Below are 18,124 nucleotides of genomic sequence, written 5' to 3'. Positions count from 1 at the left end.
ATGCGCGTAGTGTTTTCGATGCTGTTGCTGGTGGGGTTCGCGGTGGGTGCGGCGGAGCCGACGCAGACGTTTACTGACGATCTGAACCGAAAAGTGGTGGTGCCGGTTCATCCGAAACGGATTGTCTCTTTACACGATCTTGATATCACCATTCCGCTGATTGAGCTTGGCGTGCCGCCGGTGGCAAGCCATGGCCGCACGCGGCCGGACGGCAGCCACTTTCTGCGCTCCAGCGGCATGTTGACCGGCGTCGACTTTGATAATTCCGACATTAAGTTTATCGGCACGGCCGATATCGACATTGAAGCCATCGCCGCCGCAAAGCCTGACCTCATCGTTACCGAGCCGACCCGCAACACCCCGCTGGAACAGCTGGCAAAAATTGCCCCGACGGTGAGCATCGATCATCTCGACGGCGGCGCGCCGGAGATCTACCGCAAGCTGGCTCAGCTGACGGGAACGCAGGCGCGGCTCAAGGTTCTGGAGCGGCGCTATCAGGAGCAGATTAAGGCCCTGAAGGCGACAATTGATACCCGCAAGGTGACCGTGTCCGTGATTCAGGCGAATCAGGGAAAGATTAATGCCATGCACAGCTACCACTCGCTGGGCCGCGTGTTGCGCGACGCCGGATTCACCTTCCCGCCGCTGATTGAGTCCATCCCGGACGGAGGGCGTATCGACGTCAGCGCCGAGCGCCTGCCGGAGCTGGATGCCGATTTCGTCTTCGCCACCTGGCGCGGGGATACGGGCGGTAAACCGCAGGACGAGCTGGCGGCGATGGATGCGGTGATGCCGGGCTGGTGTCAGTTCCTGAATGCCTGCCGAACCGGGCATTACGTGCTGATCTCGCGTGAAGAGGCCATCTCGAATTCGTACGCCTCGTTAGGGCTGATGGCCGCGCAGGTGCAGTCGCAGATTGCCGGGCGTCCGCTGCCGGAGGCGTCACGGTGATCCGCAAAGAGAAAGGGCGCGTGGATGTCTATGGCGACCGCTTTCGCGCGCGTGCGCATCAGCTGACGCCTCGTCTGCTGCAGGTTGCACGCTATATCCATGACAACCGCGAAGCGGTGATGGAACAGACCGCAATGGAGATCGCGACGCTGTTGAAAACCTCGGATGCCACGGTAGTCCGCGCCATTCAGGCGCTGGGTTTCGCCGGGCTGCGCGATCTCAAGCAAACGCTGGAGCAGTGGTTTGGTCCGGTGGTCACCTCCAGCGAAAAGATGTCCACCACGGTGAATACGCTCGCCAGCGACGTCAACGCGAGCATTGATTTCGTGCTGGAGGGGCATCAGCACACCTGCGAGGTGTTATCCGAGCCCCACAACCGCTACGCAATGGCCCAGGCGGTCTCTCTGCTGGCGCAGGCGAGGCAGGTTGCCATATTTGGCATTGGCGCCTCCGGCATTCTGGCCGAGTACACCGCCAGGCTGTTCAGTCGTATGGGGTTACCCGCCACGCCGCTTAACCGTACCGGAATAGGGCTTGCCGAGCAGCTGATTGCGCTTCAGCGCGGCGACGTGCTGGTGATGATGGCGCAGAAATCCGCGCACCGGGAGGGGCAAACCACGCTGCGTGAAGCAAAACGGCTGGGCATTCCCACCATCCTGCTGACCAACGCCCTCGATTCGCGTTTCAGCAAGGAGGCCAGCGTGGTGATCCACGTTCCGCGCGGCGGCGAAAAAGGCAAAATCCCGCTCCACGGCACGGTGCTGCTGTGTCTGGAGATGATCATTTTATCCGTCGCCTCCACCGAGCCGCAGCGCACCATCAAGTCGATGAAGCGCATCAACGAGTTACACCGTGGGTTAAAGCCGGGGAAGAAAAGCACCTAAAAACAAAGCCCGGTAGCGCTGACGCTCACCGGGCCTGGATCTGTTCTCCCTCTCCTTTCGGGAGAGGGCGGGGGAGGGGAAACTTAAACCCCTTGCTCCAGAATGCGGATGTGGGTTTCCAGCACGTCACCCTTCACCGCGTCGCTCCACGCTTTCATGTGCGCGGTCTGCAGGTGCGCTTCAAGATGCGCGACGGTTTCCCACTGCTCAACCATGATGATCGAGTCTGGCGCGGTCGCCTGGAAGCTGGCGTCAGTGGCGGCATCCACCATCGGCGCGTAGCCGTGGCAGCCTTCTTCTTTCAGTACGGTCGGGATAATTTTCGCGAACTGATCCAGCACCGCCTGACGGTGATGTTGACCTGGACGAGTACGGATTTCTGCGATTACGGTAAGCATGTTTACTACTCCTTTAATTCCAGGCTACCAGTTAAGCAAAAATTTCCGCGAGATGCTTGCGATATTCTGCGATATAGCTCGGGACGTCAGGCATTTTAATCACGTCGTTGACGATAAAGGTCGGCAGCGGATCCATGCCCAGGAACTGGTTAGCCTTGTGGAACGGCAGGTACGCGCCGTCAACGCCCACGCCTTCGAAGAACTGATCTTTATCGGTGAAGGCTTCCAGCGGGGCGTTCCAGGTCAGCGAGAGCATATATTTTTTGCCCTGAATCAGGCCGCCCGAGCCGTATTTTTTGGAGGCGTCAGAGCGGGTGCGGCCATCGCTGGCATACAGCGAGCCGTGACCTTCGGTGAACACGTCGTCCATGTATTTTTTCACGGTCCACGGCGCGCCCATCCACCAGCCTGGCATCTGCCAGATCACCACATCAGCCCACAGGAAGTTCTGCACTTCGGCCTTCACGTCGTAGTTGCTGTCTGCACGCACGACCTTAACATCATGCCCGGCGTCGCGCAGGAAACCGTCCGCGACCTCGGTCAGGGTGTCATTCAGCTGGCCTTTAGAGTGCGCAAATTCTTTTGCACCGTTGATAATCAGGATATTGCTCATTATTTGTCCTCGATGATGAGAGTATGGCCAGTATTCTACGCGCGAGGACGGTGCGGTAAAATGAGCAAAATGTGCAAAGTCTTTTGCGTTAAACGCAATAATCCCTTACCAGCTGACCTTCACTTCAAAACCGCCTTCATGGGCATTGCCCAGCGAAACGCGCATCCCGTGCAGGGTGGCGATGCGTTTTACAATGGATAACCCCAGCCCGCTGCCCGTGGCATCCTGACCCGGCGGGCGATAAAAGCGCTCGCCGATGCGCGCCAGCGCGTCCGGTGAAATGCCTGGGCCGTTGTCGCGCACGATAAAGCCACGCGCGTCCAGCGTCACGTCGACCACGCTGCCGCGCGGGCTGTAGCGAATCGCGTTGTCCAGCAGGTTGCGCACCAGCAGGCTCAGGAGCAGCTGCTGGCCCGTGCGTGTCACCTCTGGTGCATGGATGTTCAGGCGAATATCAATGCCCGCCTGCTGCGCCGGATGCCAGATATCCAGCACGGCCGACTGCAGCAAGTCGGCCAGGGGAATCGGTTCGACATCGTCAAGGTTATCCAGCGAGTCCAGACGCGACAGCGTGAGGAGTTGATCCACCAGCCGGGAGGCGCGGTCGATACCCGCATGCAGCTGCATCAGCGCTTTTTCCCGCGCCTGCGGATCGTCATGAGAGAGCTGGGCCACGTCAGTTTGCACCTTCAGGGCCGCCAGCGGGCTGCGCAGCTCGTGGGCGGCATCGGACGTAAAGCGGCGCTCGCGGGTCATCATCTCCTGGGTGCGCGCGAAGAGATGATTCAGCGAGTCGAGCAGGGGGCGCACTTCCGTAGGGACACCCTCAGTCGGCAGTTTATCGGTGGCATCCGGCGAGCGGGAGCGCAGGGTCTGCGCCAGCTTTTTCAGCGGCTTCAGCTCCCGACTCAGGAGGACGATCAGCAGCAGCAACATCACGGGCAGCGCCACCAGCCAGGGGGTCAGCTGCGAGCTGACCACGTCCAGCGCCATCTCCTGGCGGTACTCCCACTCCTGGCCGACCACCACGCGGTACTTCCCGTCGGGTGAGGTTAGCCATAAAAAACGCCACTCGTCGTTGTCGCCCTGCAGCTGCCCGTTATCGAACCCGTCGCGGCGATAGTGGTACGGAATATCGCGTCCGTTTTCACCGTCGTTGAGGAGCATTTTGCCGTCGACGGCGTAAATGGCGAAAGCCAGCGCGTCGTCGTCCAGACGACCGTGCTTCACTTTTTTCGGGATCTCGCGCATGCGTTCGGGGGCGCGGATCTCGTCCAGATCCATCGTCAGCAGCCGTTTTGCAAACAGCATCTGCTGGGTATCGAACAGCTTGTCGAGCTTGTGGGTCGTCTGCTGCCAGGCAACCAGGCTGGCGGCAAACCAGGCCGTCAGAGACAGAAGTAAAAAGAGAAGCGTCAGGCGCAGCTTCAGGCTCAGTTTCATGCGTCACCCAGGGTATAGCCGATGCCGTGCACGGTGCGGATAAACTCGCTCCCAAGCTTGCGGCGCAAATGATGGACGTGAACCTCGATGGCGTTGCTGGAGACGTCGTCGTCCCAGGTATAGAGTTTTTCCTCGATCAGCTTTCGCGGCAGCACCCGGCCCGCGTTACGCATTAACAGCTCCAGCAGCGCGAACTCTTTCGGCTTGAGCGTCAGCGGCTCACCGTCTAGCGTGGCGACGAGACGGGTCGGATCGAGCGTGACCTTCCCGTGACGCAGCTCGCTACGCGCCTGGCCGTGGCTGCGGCGGACCAGCGCTTCGAGGCGGGCACCCACTTCGATCAGCGCGAACGGCTTACAGAGATAATCATCCGCCCCAAGACGCAGCCCTTCGACGCGCTGGTTCAGCGCATCCCGCGCCGTCAGAATCAGTACCGGCTCGCTGCGCCCGCTCTCGCGCCACGCGCGCAGGATGTCCAGACCGTCAATTTCCGGCAGCGTCAGATCCAGCACCACGGCATCATAGGGTGCAGAGGACAGCGCGGCCTGGCCGGTTTTACCGTCGGTAAACCAGTCCACGCTAAAACCCATTTTGCTCAACCCCGCCTTGATACCGTCGCCGATTAACCTGTCGTCTTCTACCAGTAAAATGCGCATGTTCCCTCCTTGATGTCGTCAGTAAACCCTCTGTAAGCGCCTGCTGTACAGCAATAATAAATAAATTTTTCCCTTAAGAAGTTGTTAAGGATTACCCTGTTAAATGGACTGCGAAACGACATTAAAGGGAGAGATGAAGATGAAAAAATTCGCTGCAATTGCTGCCATCATGATGATGACCACCGCGCCGGTCTTAGCTGCTCAGGGCGGTTTTACTGGCCCATCGGCCACACAGACCCAGACGCAAACTCAGCAGGGCGGTTTTGTCGATAACAACGCCAACCTCACCACCGCGGCAAAAGTGAAAGACCTGAAGGACGATGCCTGGGTGAAGCTGCGCGGGAACATCACCGAGCGCCTGTCCGATGACCGCTACACCTTCCGCGATGAATCCGGCACGGTCGTAGTTGAGATTGACCACAAGCGCTGGAACGGCGTGACCGTCACTCCGCAGGATAAAGTTGAACTGCAGGGTAAAGTCGATAAAGACTGGAACGAGTTTGAAATCGACGTGAAGCAGGTTATTAAGCTGAACAAATAACCCGAAAAGGGCCGCCTGTGCGGCCCTTTTTCTTTGTGACTCAATTCATCAGATGAGGTAGTATCTGCGGCAATATTGCCTGAAACCCTTCGGTTTCTGAGTTGAGGAATCACACGTAATGAGCGATATGGCAGAGCGCCTCGCGCTACATGAATTCACGGAAAACGCCTACCTGAACTACTCCATGTACGTCATCATGGACAGGGCGTTGCCGTTTATCGGGGATGGCCTGAAGCCCGTTCAGCGCCGCATCGTGTATGCGATGTCCGAACTGGGGCTGAACGCCACCGCCAAGTTCAAGAAATCCGCCCGTACCGTCGGTGACGTACTGGGTAAATACCATCCGCACGGCGACAGCGCCTGTTATGAAGCGATGGTGCTGATGGCGCAGCCGTTCTCTTACCGCTATCCGCTGGTGGACGGGCAGGGGAACTGGGGGGCGCCGGACGATCCGAAATCCTTCGCGGCGATGCGTTATACCGAATCCCGCCTCTCTAAATATGCCGAAGTGCTGCTGGGCGAGCTGGGTCAGGGAACCGTTGACTGGGTGCCGAACTTCGACGGTACGATGCAGGAGCCGAAGATGCTGCCCGCGCGTCTGCCGAACATTCTGCTGAACGGCACCACCGGTATCGCGGTCGGTATGGCGACGGACATTCCGCCGCACAACCTGCGTGAAGTGGCGAAAGCCGCTATTACCCTGATTGAGCAGCCGAAAGCGACGCTCGACGAGCTGCTGGATATCGTGCAGGGGCCAGATTTCCCGACCGAAGCCGAGATCATCACCTCGCGCGCGGAAATCCGCAAAATCTACCAGAACGGTCGCGGCTCCGTGCGCATGCGCGCGGTGTGGAATAAAGAGGACGGCGCCGTGGTGATCACCGCGCTGCCGCACCAGGTTTCCGGTGCCAAAGTGCTGGAGCAGATCGCCTCCCAGATGCGCAATAAAAAGCTGCCGATGGTGGACGACCTGCGCGACGAATCCGACCACGAGAACCCGACCCGTCTGGTGATCGTGCCGCGCTCCAACCGCGTGGACATGGAGCAGGTGATGAACCACCTGTTCGCCACCACCGATCTGGAAAAAAGCTACCGCATCAACCTGAACATGATTGGCCTCGACGGACGCCCGGCAGTGAAAAACCTGCTGGAGATCCTCACCGAATGGCTGACGTTCCGCCGCGATACGGTCCGCCGTCGTCTGAACCATCGTCTGGAGAAAGTGCTTAAGCGCCTGCATATCCTCGAAGGTTTGCTGGTGGCGTTCCTCAATATCGACGAAGTGATTGAGATCATCCGTACCGAGGACGAGCCGAAGCCGGCGCTGATGTCGCGCTTTGGCATCAGCGAAACCCAGGCCGAAGCGATCCTCGAACTGAAGCTGCGCCATCTCGCCAAACTGGAAGAGATGAAGATCCGCGGCGAGCAGAACGAGCTGGAAAAAGAGCGCGATCAGCTGCAGGCGATCCTCGCGTCCGAGCGCAAGATGAATACCCTGCTGAAGAAAGAGCTGCAGGCCGATGCCGACGCCTTCGGCGACGACCGTCGTTCTCCGCTGCACGAGCGCGAAGAAGCGAAGGCGATGAACGAGCACGACATGCAGCCGTCCGAGCCGGTCACGATTGTTCTGTCGCAGAGCGGCTGGGTGCGCAGCGCCAAAGGCCACGATATCGACGCGCCGGGCCTGAGCTACAAGGCGGGCGACAGCTTCAAAGCGGCGGTGAAAGGCAAGAGCAACCAGCCGGTGGCGTTTATCGACTCCACCGGCCGCAGCTACGCCATCGACCCGATCACGCTGCCTTCCGCGCGCGGGCAGGGCGAACCGCTCACCGGCAAGCTGACGCTGCCGCCGGGGGCGACGGTTGACCATATGCTGATGGAAGCCGATGACCAGAAGCTGCTCCTGGCGTCCGATGCGGGCTACGGCTTTATCTGTACCTTTAACGATCTGGTCTCCCGTAACCGTGCCGGTAAGGCGCTGATAAGCCTGCCGGACAACGCCCACGTGATGGCGCCGCTGGTGATCGAGAACGAAAGCGACATGCTGCTGGCGATCACCACCGCCGGACGTATGCTGATGTTCCCGGTCAGCGATCTGCCGGAACTGTCGAAAGGCAAGGGCAACAAGATCATCAACATCCCGTCGGCGGAAGCCGCGAAAGGCGAAGATGGCCTGGCGCACCTCTTCCTCCTGCCGCCGCAGAGCACGCTGACCATTCACGTCGGCAAGCGTAAGATCAAGCTTCGTCCGGAAGAGCTGCAGAAAGTGGTGGGTGAGCGCGGTCGCCGCGGCTCGCTGATGCGCGGCCTGCAGCGCATCGACCGCGTGGAGATTGACTCTCCTGCACGCAGCACCGCGGGTGACAGCGAAGAGTAATGTCGTGATATCCCCCTCTGCCCGGAGGGGGAGTTTCAATAAAATTTCCCGTAAAATCGTTGTTAATTCGTGCGTTGCGATTAACAATACGCGCTCGTAATAAAGTCCTTACCTGGCCACAGGTGAAGTATAATTGTCAGCTGTTGGGGCTTCAGAGGTCGCTATGCTATATATTGTTCGTCTTATTCTTACCGTTATCTACTGCATTCTGGTCTGTATTTTCGGCTGCATCTATTGCCTGTTCAGTCCGCGTAATCCTAAGCATGTTGCCACCTTCGGCCATATGTTCGGTCGCCTTGCGCCGCTGTTTGGTCTGAAGGTTGAAAAACGTCTGCCTGAAGGGGCGGAGAATTTCGGTAACGCCATCTATATCGCCAACCATCAGAACAATTACGATATGGTGACCGCCGCAAATATCGTTTTGCCACCGACCGTGACGGTGGGGAAAAAAAGCCTGCTGTGGATCCCGTTTTTTGGCCAGCTGTACTGGCTGACCGGTAACCTGCTGATCGACCGTAATAACCGTGCGAAAGCGCACAGCACCATTGCGGAAGTGGTCAATCATTTTAAAAAGCGCAGAATCTCAATCTGGATGTTCCCGGAAGGAACGCGCAGCCGCGGCCGCGGCCTGCTGCCGTTTAAAACCGGGGCGTTTCATGCCGCAATTGCGGCAGGTGTTCCAATTATTCCTGTGTGTGTTTCCAATACTTCGAATAAGATTAATCTTAACCGCCTGAATAACGGGCTGGTGATTGTCGAAATGCTGCCACCCGTCGATACCAGCAAATACGGTAAAGACCAGGTGCGCGAGCTGGCAGCGCACTGCCGTGAGCTGATGGCTCAGCATATTGCGCAGCTCGACAAAGAAGTCGCAGAGAGAGAAGCCGCCGGTAAGATTTAATCCGGCGTTGAAGGGAAAACGAATTCCCGCGTTGTTAGTCGTTTCAGATGGAGCTTATATGTCACTCAGTCGGCGTCAGTTTATTCAGGCTTCCGGGATCGCCCTTTGTGCGGGTGCGATGCCGCTGACAGCCAGCGCCGCCGGGCAGCAACAGCCGCTGCCCATTCCGCCATTAATTGAATCCCGTCGCGGTCAGCCGCTTTTCCTGACGCTGCAGCGTAGCCACTGGTCCTTTACCCAGGGGACGCGCGCGCCGGTCTGGGGCATTAACGGACGTTACCTTGGGCCGACCATACGCGTGTGGAATGGCGATGACGTAAAGCTCATCTACAGTAACCGTACCCCTGAAAATGTCGCCATGACCATCAGCGGCTTACAGGTGCCTGGCCCGTTGATTGGCGGCGCGGCGCGAATGATGTCACCCAGCGCCGACTGGGCGCCGGTTCTGCCGATTCGCCAGAGCGCGGCCACCCTGTGGTATCACGCCAACACGCCTAACCGCACGGCGCAGCAGGTTTATAACGGCCTGGCCGGAATGTGGCTGGTGGAAGATGAGGTCAGCAAATCCCTGCCGATCCCGAACCACTACGGCGTGGATGACTTCCCGGTTATCATCCAGGACAAGCGTCTGGATAATTTCGGTACGCCAGAATACAGCGAGCCGGGCAGCGGTGGCTTTGTCGGCGATACGCTGCTGGTCAACGGCGCGCAAAGCCCGTATGTGGAAGTTTCGCGCGGCTGGGTGCGCCTGCGTCTGCTCAACGCGTCTAACTCGCGCCGCTATCAGCTGCAAATGAGCGATGGCCGTCCGCTGCACGTGATCTCCGGCGACCAGGGCTTTTTACCGGCCCCGGTGTCCGTCAAACAGCTGGCGCTCTCGCCGGGCGAACGTCGTGAAGTTCTCATTGATATGACCAATGGGGATGAAGTGTCTGTCACCTGCGGTGAAGCGGCCAGCATTGTTGACCGCATTCGCGGGTTCTTTGAACCGTCGAGCATTCTTGTCTCGACCCTGGTGCTGACCCTGCGCCCAACCGGTCTACTGCCGCTGGTGACCGATAGCCTGCCAATGCGCCTGCTGCCGCAGGAGATCATGAGCGGCTCGCCGGTGCGCAGCCGTGATATCAGCCTGGGCGACGACCCGGGCATCAACGGCGCGCTGTGGGACGTCAACCGCATCGACATTACCGCGCAGCAGGGCACCTGGGAGCGCTGGACGGTTCGCTCGGATATGCCGCAGTCGTTCCATATTGAAGGGGTGGCATTCCTGATCCGCAACGTCAACGGTGCGATGCCGTTCCCGGAAGACCGCGGCTGGAAAGATACCGTCTGGGTGGACGGTCAGGTTGAACTGCTTGTCTACTATGGTCAGCCTTCGTGGCCGCACTTCCCGTTCCTGTTCCACAGCCAGACGCTGGAGATGATGGACAGGGGCTCCGTGGGGCAGATGCTGATCAACCCTGCGCCATAATCCCAACATTCCCGGTTCGCCGGGAATGTTTTATGCCCGCCAGAAAAAGCGCGAGAACAGAATCAGCACCGGGTAAATTTCCAGACGCCCCAGGATCATCGCCGCGCACATCAGTAGTTTTGCCCCCTCTGTTAACGTGCCGAACGTCGACGCCGTCTCCCCAAACCCCAGCCCCATGTTGTTGATGCAGGCGGCGACCGTTGCGAATGCGGTGAACAGGTCGTAGCCCATCAGATTGAGCGACCAGACAAAAAAGCCGGTGATCATGACGTAGAGAAAAAAGAAGCTCCATACCGAGCGCAGGACGCGTTCATTCACCACGCTTTTGCCCACCTTAATGCTCAGCAGCGCTCTCGGATGCGCCAGCTGGTTCATCTCCTGAATACTCTGCTTGAACATAATGAGAAAACGCAGGGCTTTGATCCCGCCGCAGGTCGAGCCTACGCAGCCGCCAAAAAAGCTGGCGCTCAACAGCAGGAAAATGGTGTGTGCAGGCCATTGGGCATAGTCGGCGGTCGAAAGGCCGTTATCGGTCATCATCGAACTGGCAAGGAAGAAGGCGTGCACCAGGCTATCCGTAGCGTTGTACATCCCGGCATGCCAGACCTGCCAGGCGGTGATGACAATAATCACCGCGGCGGCGCTCAGAAAGAATTTAACCTCCGGGCTGCGGCGAATCGGTTTCAGGGTGCGTCTGACAATGGCGACGTACCAGAGGGTGAAGTTGAACGCGGAGAGCAGTGAAAACGCCCCGGCGACCAGCTCAATCGCGTGGCTGTCATAAAACCCAATGCTCTCGCTGCGGGTGGAGAACCCGCCCAACGACACGGTCGACAGCCCGTGACAGAGGGCGTCAAAAAATGACATTCCCGCCAGCCAGTAGGCCAGGGTGCAGGCTACGCCCAGCGCGAAGTAGGTTACCCACAGCGTGCGCGCGGTATCGGCAAGGCGGGGAGTCAGACGCTCCTCCTTGAACGGCCCCGGCATCTCTGACTGATAGAGCTTCATGCCGCCGATGCCCAGCAGCGGAAGGACCGCGACGGCCAGCACGATGACGCCTAACCCGCCAATGAAATTCAGCTGAGCGCGGTAATAAAGGTATGACTTAGGCAGGGCGCTGACGTCCCCGATCACCGTTGCCCCGGTGGTGGTGATCCCGGAAACCCCTTCAAAGAGCGCGTCGGCAAAGGAGAGCTGAAGCCCGTCATCCATCCAGAGCGGCATGGCGCTAATGAATGAAAACAGCAGCCAGAACAGCACGATAATCACAAACCCGTCGCGGGTGCGAAGCTGTATGCCGGCGTGACGGGTTGCCCGCCAGGTTAGCCCTCCAAGAGTAAAAAAGGTTAAAAAGGTGGTCAGGAAGGCAAAGTAGGTCCGCTCTTTATTCAGCAGGGCGATCACCATCGGCGGCAGCATGGAAAGGCTGTACAGCAGAACCAGAAAACCGCAGAGGTGAAGGACAACCCGCAGCTGGGATACATGTAACGAATCGTTGGGCTTCACGACAGAGCTCCGCGCAATAACACGTTCCGGGGCAACTCACCGGAAAATATAGTGAATATTATGATTCAAAATTATCAGGGCGCCGTATTTTAACGACTTCCACGAATATCTGCCTGCTTCCTGCATCCTTTTCTTCAAATCTGGCGGATGAACAGCGTATAATCCCGCTCCTTTTGTCTATTTTTTCTTCGGAAGCATTATGAGCGCAATTTCCCTGATCCAGCCGGATCGTGACCTCTTCTCCTGGCCCCAGTACTGGGCGGCCTGCTTTGGACCGGCGCCATTCCTGCCGATGTCCCGGGAAGAGATGGACCAACTGGGCTGGGACAGCTGCGACATCATTCTGGTCACGGGCGATGCCTACGTTGACCATCCGAGCTTCGGCATGGCCATCTGTGGCCGTATGCTTGAGGCGCAGGGCTTCCGCGTGGGGATCATCTCCCAGCCTGACTGGAACAGCAAAGACGACTTTATGCGTCTGGGTAAACCGAACCTGTTCTTCGGCGTGACCGCAGGCAACATGGACTCGATGATCAACCGCTATACCGCCGACCGCAAGCTGCGTCATGACGACGCCTACACGCCGGATAACGTGGCGGGTAAACGCCCCGACCGCGCAACCCTGGTCTATACCCAGCGCTGTAAAGAAGCCTGGAAAGACGTCCCGGTGATCCTGGGCGGCATCGAGGCGAGCCTGCGCCGCACCGCACACTACGACTACTGGTCAGATACCGTTCGCCGCTCGGTGCTGGTGGATTCCAAAGCCGATATGCTGATTTACGGTAACGGCGAGCGTCCGCTGGTGGAAGTGGCGCACCGTCTGTCGCAGGGTGAGCCGGTGAGCAGCATCCGCGACGTGCGCAATACCGCCATCATGGTAAAAGAGGCGCTGCCGGGCTGGAGCGGGGTGGATTCCCGCATCATTGATATGCCGGGCAAAATCGACCCGATCCCGCATCCGTACGGCGAAGATCTGCCGTGTGCCGATAACAAGCCGGTTGAGCCGAAAAAAGCGGAAGCGAAGGCAATCGTTGTGCAGCCGCCGCGCCCGAAACCGTGGGAAAAGACCTACGTGCTGCTGCCGTCCTACGAGAAGGTGAAAGCCGACAAGGTGCTCTACGCGCACGCGTCCCGTATTCTGCACCATGAAACCAACCCGGGCTGCGCCCGCGCGCTGATGCAGAAGCACGGCGAGCGCTTTATCTGGATCAACCCGCCGGCGATCCCGCTCTCCACCGAAGAGATGGACAGCGTCTTTGCGCTGCCGTACAAGCGCGTTCCGCACCCGGCGTACGGTAACGCCCGTATCCCGGCGTATGAGATGATCCGCTTCTCGATCAACATCATGCGCGGCTGCTTCGGCGGCTGTTCCTTCTGCTCCATTACCGAACACGAAGGGCGCATTATCCAGAGCCGCTCTGAAGATTCGATCATCAATGAGATCGAAGCGATTCGCGACTCGGTGCCGGGCTTTACCGGCGTGATTTCCGACCTTGGCGGCCCAACCGCGAACATGTACATGCTGCGCTGCAAGTCGCCGCGCGCGGAGCAAACCTGCCGTCGCCTCTCCTGCGTCTATCCGAGCATTTGCGAGCATATGGACACTAACCACGAGCCGACGATCAACCTCTACCGCCGCGCGCGCGACCTGAAGGGCATCAAGAAGATCCTGATCGCGTCCGGGGTACGTTACGACATCGCCGTGGAAGATCCGCGCTACATCAAAGAGCTGGCAACGCACCACGTCGGCGGCTATCTGAAGATTGCGCCGGAGCACACCGAGGAAGGCCCGCTGTCGAAAATGATGAAGCCGGGCATGGGCAGCTACGATCGCTTTAAAGAGCTGTTCGATACCTATTCAAAGCAGGCGGGTAAAGAGCAGTACCTGATCCCTTACTTCATCTCCGCGCACCCGGGCACGCGCGATGAGGACATGGTGAACCTGGCGCTGTGGCTGAAGCAGCGTCGCTTCCGCCTGGATCAGGTGCAGAACTTCTATCCGTCACCGCTCGCCAACTCGACGACCATGTATTACACCGGCAAGAACCCGCTGAGTAAGATTGGCTATAAGAGTGAAGAGGTGGTGGTGCCGAAAGGGGATAAACAGCGTCGTCTGCATAAGGCGCTGCTGCGCTATCACGATCCAAAAAACTGGCCGCTGATCCGTCAGGCGCTGGAAGAGATGGGTAAAAAACACCTGATCGGCTCGCGCCGCGACTGCCTGGTACCGGCCCCGACGCTCGATGAGATGCGCGAAGCGCGTCGCCAGAACCGCAATACGCGCCCGGCGCTGACCAAGCACACGCCGATTGTGCATCAGCGTTCGAACGGTAATTCGAGTGTGAAGAAGCCCGTGAAGCGCAAAGCGTAAATAAAAAACCCCGGCGAGCCGGGGTTTTTATGTCGACACGTAGGCCGGGTAAGGCGAAGCCGCCACCCGGCTTTTTTACGCGATTACCCGCCAAACTGGTCCGGGTCCGGGCCTAAACGTTTACCCTTATCCAGCTTCGCAATCTCACCCAGCTCGTCTTTGTCCAGACGGAAATCCCAGACGTCGAAGTTCTCGGCGATGCGCGATGGCGTGACCGATTTCGGGATGACCACCAGGCCGTTGTCCAGATGCCAGCGAATGACGATTTGCGCCGGGGTTTTACCGTATTTATCCGCCAGCTCACGGATAATCTTTTGATCAAACACCCCTTCGCCGCCCTGCGCCAGCGGACTCCAGGACTCGGTCTGGATTTTATGCGTGGCGTTCCAGGCGTGTAGCTGGCGCTGCTGCATCAGCGGGTGCAGCTCGATCTGGTTAATCACTGGTGCAACGCCCGTCTCGTCAATCAGCCGCTGCAGGTGATGAACCTGGAAATTACAGACGCCGATGCTTTTCACCAGCCCCTCTTTCTGCAGTTCAATCATCCCTTTCCAGGCATCAACGTAGTGATCGATAGCCGGAACCGGCCAGTGCATCAGCCAGAGATCGACGAAATCGAGCTGGAGTTTCTCCAGGCTCTCCTCCAGCGCTTCGCGGGGGCGTTTTTGATCGTCGTTCCACAGTTTCGTGGTGATGAATAACTCATCGCGGGGGACGCCAGCGCTGGCCAGTGCCTTACCCACGCCGTCCTCGTTTTTATATGCGGCGGCGGTATCAATGGACCGATAGCCGACTTCCAGGGCTTTATGAATGGCGGAGACGACCTCGTCGTTACCGGCTTTCCATACACCTAGCCCCAGCTGGGGCATCACGTTGCCGTCCTGCAGCTTGATTACGGTTTGGTTTGCCATTTTTCCTCCTTCAGGTGCGCATCGCCGGAGGGTTCCTCCGGCGATGGGTTGTGCATTAAGTCTGGACGAAATGTCAAAAAACGAAAGTCGGGAGGGCAAAAACGCTTAGCGCGCCGCTTCGTAGATGCGACGGCTGACGTCCAGCGTAATGTCGCCGTGCTCGCCCAGGTGGGTCATGCCGTGTTCTTCGAGTTTCGCCAGCAGGGCAGGGATGGAGCTGCCGTCCAGGCCGTAGCCGGACAGACGCGTTGGCACGCCCAGGCCTTCAAAGAAGCTGCGGGTCGCTTCGATGGCGGCATCAATACGCGCATCGTCGGAACCCTCGGTGATGTTCCACACGCGTTCAGCGTACTGCAGCAGCTTGGCGCGCTTGGTATCCCGCTTTTCGTTCCACAGCGCAGGCAGCACAACGGCCAGCGTTTGCGCGTGGTCCAGACCGTGCATCGCCGTCAGCTCGTGGCCCAGCATGTGGGTTGCCCAGTCCTGCGGTACGCCAGCGCCGATCAGGCCGTTCAGCGCCTGCGTTGCCGCCCACATGACGTTGGCACGCACGTCGTAGTTTTCCGGCTCTTTCAGCGCTTTGGGACCTTCTTCGACGAGCGTCAGCAGAATGCCTTCCGCGAAACGATCCTGAATTTTGGCATTCACCGGATACGTGACGTACTGCTCAACGGTATGAACAAAGGCATCGACCACGCCGTTTGCAACCTGACGCGCAGGCAGAGTGTAGGTGTAAACCGGATCCAGGATCGCGAACACAGGCTGAACGTGTTCGTTTATGAAGGCCTGTTTGTCGCCGGTCGTTTTACGGGAGATCACCGCACCCTTGTTGGATTCAGAGCCGGTGGCCGGCAGGGTCAGCACGGAGCCCATCGGGATGGCGCTTTTAATGTCGCTGCCGCGGGTTTCCAGAATGTGCCACGGATCGATGCCGTCAGCGTAGTGCGCTGCCGCCGCGATGAACTTGGTGCCGTCCAGCACGGAGCCGCCGCCGACGGCCAGCAGGAAGGTGATATTTTCTTCGCGGGCAATTTTCACCGCGTTCATTAGCGTTTCGTAAGACGGATTTGGCTCGATGCCGCCGAACTCACGCACGTCCAGACCGTCCAGGGCGCTGTAAACCTGATCCAGCACGCCGGTTTTTTTCACGCTGCCGCCACCGTAGGTGATCAGTACGCGGGCGTCAGCGGGGATCTGCGCGCGCAGATCGGCGATAGCATCTTTACCAAACAGAATGCGGGTTGGGGTGTGAAGATTAAAGTTGTTCATTGCTCGTTCCCTTTAGTGGGTGAAAAACCGTGGTGGCGCAGAGGGCGACCTGATGCTGCACATTGTGGCCGTCCGGGGCTATCCTCTCAATGCACATTCCTGCCGATGTCTTGCCCATTTCTACAGAGCGCTGGAGAAAGCGCGGAAAAGCACGCACACTGTCAACGTCGGAAACCGTACCCGGAGTAACGTAATATGAACCGTGAAGCGATCTGCCATCAGCTCACTGCGCAGATTAAAAGACTGATAGATAAAGAAAATGGCGTCAGCGATCTGCTTCCTGACATTCGCCTGCTCTACGGCACGCAGCCCGGGACGCGCACGCCGGTCATGTACCAGCCGGGCATCGTTTTTCTCTTCTCGGGCCATAAAATTGGCTATATCAACGAGCGCGTGTTCCGCTACGACACCAATGAATATCTGCTCCTGACGGTACCTTTACCCTTCGAATGTGAAACCTTCGCGACAGAGGCCGTTCCGCTGGCCGGTATTCGCGTCAACGTCGATATTCTTCAGCTGCAGGAGCTGCTGATGGATATTGGCGAAGATGAGTTCTTCCAGCCGTCTATGGCGTCGAGCGGGATTAACTCGGCGACGCTGTCGGAAGAGATCCTCTGCGCCATTGAGCGTCTGCTGGACGTGATGGAAAGGCCGCTGGACGCGCGTATTCTGGGCAAACAGATCGTCCGCGAAATTCTCTACCATGTGCTGCTGGGTCCGGGCGGCGGGGCGTTACTGGCTCTGGTGAGCCGACAGACCCACTTCAGCCTGATAAGCCGCGTGCTCAAGCGTATCGAAAGCCAGTACACGGAAAACCTCAGCGTCGACCAGCTGGCGGCGGAAGCGAACATGAGCGTCTCGGCGTTTCACCATAACTTCAAGTCGGTAACCAGCACCTCGCCGCTGCAGTACCTTAAAACCTACCGGCTGCATAAGGCGCGGATGCTGATGATCCACGACGGCATGAAGGCCAGCGCGGCGGCGATGCGGGTGGGTTACGAAAGTGCGTCGCAGTTCAGTCGGGAGTTTAAGCGCTATTTCGGCGTTACGCCGGGAGAGGATGCGTCACGCATAAGAACGATGCAGGGAGCTTAAGCTTTTCCCCTCTCCCCTATGGGGAGAGGGTCAGGGTGAGGGGATCAGGCGCTGCAGTACTTCTTCTTAATCACCACCGCGATGGTTCCCACCAGTCCTGCCACCAGCAGGAACATCGGCAGCACCATCAGGAAGGTCATCACCTGATCTTCATGGTGTTTCACAAAGGGGATCATATTCAGCGCATAGCCGAGCGTGGTGACCACACCCACCCACAGCAGGGCGCTGAGCCAGTTGAAGAACTGGAAGCGGCGGTTTGACAGACCGGAAATGCCCGCCATCGTAGGCAGAAGCGTGCGAACAAACGCGAGGAAACGCCCCGCCAGCAGTGCCAGCAGGCCATGCCTGTCGAACATGCAGGTCGCACGCTGATGATATTTATGCGGTAACTGAGCCAGCCAGCCTTTCACGACGCGGGTATTCCCGAGCCAGCGGCCCTGCAGATAGCTCAGCCAGCAGCCCAGGCTGGCTGCGGAGGTGAGAATAACCATCGTTGGCGTGAAGTCCATGACGCCTTTCCCGATTAACGCCCCGGCAAGTAAAAGCAGGCTGTCACCGGGTAAAAAAGAGGCTGGCAGTAATCCATTTTCCAGAAACAGAGTTGCGAACATCACGAGGTAAACGATACCGACGACGTGAGGATCCGCCAGCGCGGCAAAGTCGTGTTGCCAGAGCGCCGCGATAATATCTTGAATAACAGCCATGGACTTTCCTGTGGAACAGCAGATATAGCGCTA

At 58.6% G+C, this 18,124-nt stretch carries 16 protein-coding genes; 8 read left to right on the top strand and 8 right to left on the bottom strand.

Translation table 11 applies throughout. From position 1 onward, the window contains the following. Window positions 1–951: an iron-siderophore ABC transporter substrate-binding protein gene (locus tag EnteroDNA1_RS10580; protein ID WP_069303312.1), complete on the top strand. Its 951-nt coding sequence runs from the start codon at window positions 1–3 to the stop codon at window positions 949–951. Beyond that, window positions 948–1,835, top strand: a complete 888-nt coding sequence (locus EnteroDNA1_RS10575) for a MurR/RpiR family transcriptional regulator (protein ID WP_033146656.1) — start codon at window positions 948–950, stop codon at window positions 1,833–1,835. Before EnteroDNA1_RS10580 ends, EnteroDNA1_RS10575 begins: the two co-directional genes overlap by 4 nt. Before the next feature lie 83 nt (window positions 1,836–1,918). Here the strand turns inward: EnteroDNA1_RS10575 and EnteroDNA1_RS10570 are convergent, their stop codons facing one another. From EnteroDNA1_RS10570 to qseB, 4 genes are all read right to left on the bottom strand, one after another. Further along, window positions 1,919–2,233, bottom strand: a complete 315-nt coding sequence (locus EnteroDNA1_RS10570) for a putative quinol monooxygenase (protein ID WP_008502984.1) — start codon at window positions 2,231–2,233, stop codon at window positions 1,919–1,921. Window positions 2,234–2,264: 31 nt separating this feature from the next. After that, the gene (locus EnteroDNA1_RS10565) at window positions 2,265–2,846 is read right to left on the bottom strand and encodes an NAD(P)H-dependent oxidoreductase (RefSeq protein ID WP_023333418.1); all 582 of its coding nucleotides are present in this window, start codon (window positions 2,844–2,846) and stop codon (window positions 2,265–2,267) included. Between the two features lie 105 nt (window positions 2,847–2,951). After that, window positions 2,952–4,289, bottom strand: coding sequence for a quorum sensing histidine kinase QseC (qseC, locus tag EnteroDNA1_RS10560; protein WP_069303311.1), 1,338 nt, complete (start codon window positions 4,287–4,289; stop codon window positions 2,952–2,954). Then, on the bottom strand, window positions 4,286–4,945 hold the full coding sequence (gene qseB, locus EnteroDNA1_RS10555; RefSeq protein WP_069303310.1) for a quorum sensing response regulator transcription factor QseB: 660 nt from the start codon (window positions 4,943–4,945) through the stop codon (window positions 4,286–4,288). Before qseB ends, qseC begins: the two co-directional genes overlap by 4 nt. 139 nt (window positions 4,946–5,084) lie before the next feature. Here qseB and EnteroDNA1_RS10550 point away from each other — a divergent pair, with 139 nt between their 5' ends. The 4 genes from EnteroDNA1_RS10550 to ftsP all read left to right on the top strand — a co-directional run bounded on the left by EnteroDNA1_RS10550 (window position 5,085) and on the right by ftsP (window position 10,235). Then, window positions 5,085–5,486: a YgiW/YdeI family stress tolerance OB fold protein gene (locus tag EnteroDNA1_RS10550; RefSeq protein ID WP_069303924.1), complete on the top strand. Its 402-nt coding sequence runs from the start codon at window positions 5,085–5,087 to the stop codon at window positions 5,484–5,486. Between the two features lie 118 nt (window positions 5,487–5,604). Continuing rightward, window positions 5,605–7,863: a DNA topoisomerase IV subunit A gene (parC, locus tag EnteroDNA1_RS10545; RefSeq protein WP_029740706.1), complete on the top strand. Its 2,259-nt coding sequence runs from the start codon at window positions 5,605–5,607 to the stop codon at window positions 7,861–7,863. Between the two features lie 163 nt (window positions 7,864–8,026). Next, window positions 8,027–8,764, top strand: coding sequence for a 1-acylglycerol-3-phosphate O-acyltransferase (gene plsC, locus EnteroDNA1_RS10540; protein WP_023333413.1), 738 nt, complete (start codon window positions 8,027–8,029; stop codon window positions 8,762–8,764). Between the two features lie 58 nt (window positions 8,765–8,822). Beyond that, on the top strand, window positions 8,823–10,235 hold the full coding sequence (ftsP, locus tag EnteroDNA1_RS10535) for a cell division protein FtsP (protein WP_033146650.1): 1,413 nt from the start codon (window positions 8,823–8,825) through the stop codon (window positions 10,233–10,235). A gap of 30 nt (window positions 10,236–10,265) precedes the next feature. On the opposite strand, the gene EnteroDNA1_RS10530 is transcribed toward ftsP, so the two are convergent. Next, on the bottom strand, window positions 10,266–11,741 hold the full coding sequence (locus EnteroDNA1_RS10530; protein ID WP_033146649.1) for a TrkH family potassium uptake protein: 1,476 nt from the start codon (window positions 11,739–11,741) through the stop codon (window positions 10,266–10,268). 199 nt (window positions 11,742–11,940) lie between these two features. On the opposite strand from EnteroDNA1_RS10530, the gene EnteroDNA1_RS10525 reads away from it, so the two are divergent. Next, the gene (locus EnteroDNA1_RS10525) at window positions 11,941–14,112 is read left to right on the top strand and encodes a YgiQ family radical SAM protein (RefSeq protein ID WP_045356051.1); all 2,172 of its coding nucleotides are present in this window, start codon (window positions 11,941–11,943) and stop codon (window positions 14,110–14,112) included. Between the two features lie 83 nt (window positions 14,113–14,195). Here EnteroDNA1_RS10525 and dkgA read toward each other — a convergent pair whose 3' ends face one another. Together dkgA and yqhD are read right to left on the bottom strand one after the other, a co-directional pair. Beyond that, the gene (gene dkgA, locus EnteroDNA1_RS10520) at window positions 14,196–15,023 is read right to left on the bottom strand and encodes a 2,5-didehydrogluconate reductase DkgA (protein ID WP_033146647.1); all 828 of its coding nucleotides are present in this window, start codon (window positions 15,021–15,023) and stop codon (window positions 14,196–14,198) included. 105 nt (window positions 15,024–15,128) lie between these two features. Next, on the bottom strand, window positions 15,129–16,292 hold the full coding sequence (gene yqhD, locus EnteroDNA1_RS10515; RefSeq protein ID WP_069303309.1) for an alcohol dehydrogenase: 1,164 nt from the start codon (window positions 16,290–16,292) through the stop codon (window positions 15,129–15,131). Between the two features lie 195 nt (window positions 16,293–16,487). Here yqhD and EnteroDNA1_RS10510 point away from each other — a divergent pair, with 195 nt between their 5' ends. Beyond that, window positions 16,488–17,387, top strand: coding sequence for an AraC family transcriptional regulator (locus EnteroDNA1_RS10510; RefSeq protein ID WP_033146645.1), 900 nt, complete (start codon window positions 16,488–16,490; stop codon window positions 17,385–17,387). Window positions 17,388–17,431: 44 nt separating this feature from the next. On the opposite strand, the gene yghB is transcribed toward EnteroDNA1_RS10510, so the two are convergent. Next, window positions 17,432–18,091: a DedA family general envelope maintenance protein YghB gene (gene yghB, locus EnteroDNA1_RS10505; RefSeq protein WP_023309176.1), complete on the bottom strand. Its 660-nt coding sequence runs from the start codon at window positions 18,089–18,091 to the stop codon at window positions 17,432–17,434. Window positions 18,092–18,124: the final 33 nt, after the last annotated feature.

Source organism: Enterobacter sp. HK169, from assembly GCF_001719105.1.
Taxonomy (GTDB): Bacteria; Pseudomonadota; Gammaproteobacteria; order Enterobacterales; family Enterobacteriaceae; genus Enterobacter; species Enterobacter asburiae_B.
The sequence above is the reverse complement of the archived record's forward strand: the minus strand, read 5'-3'. Positions and strand labels throughout refer to the sequence as shown.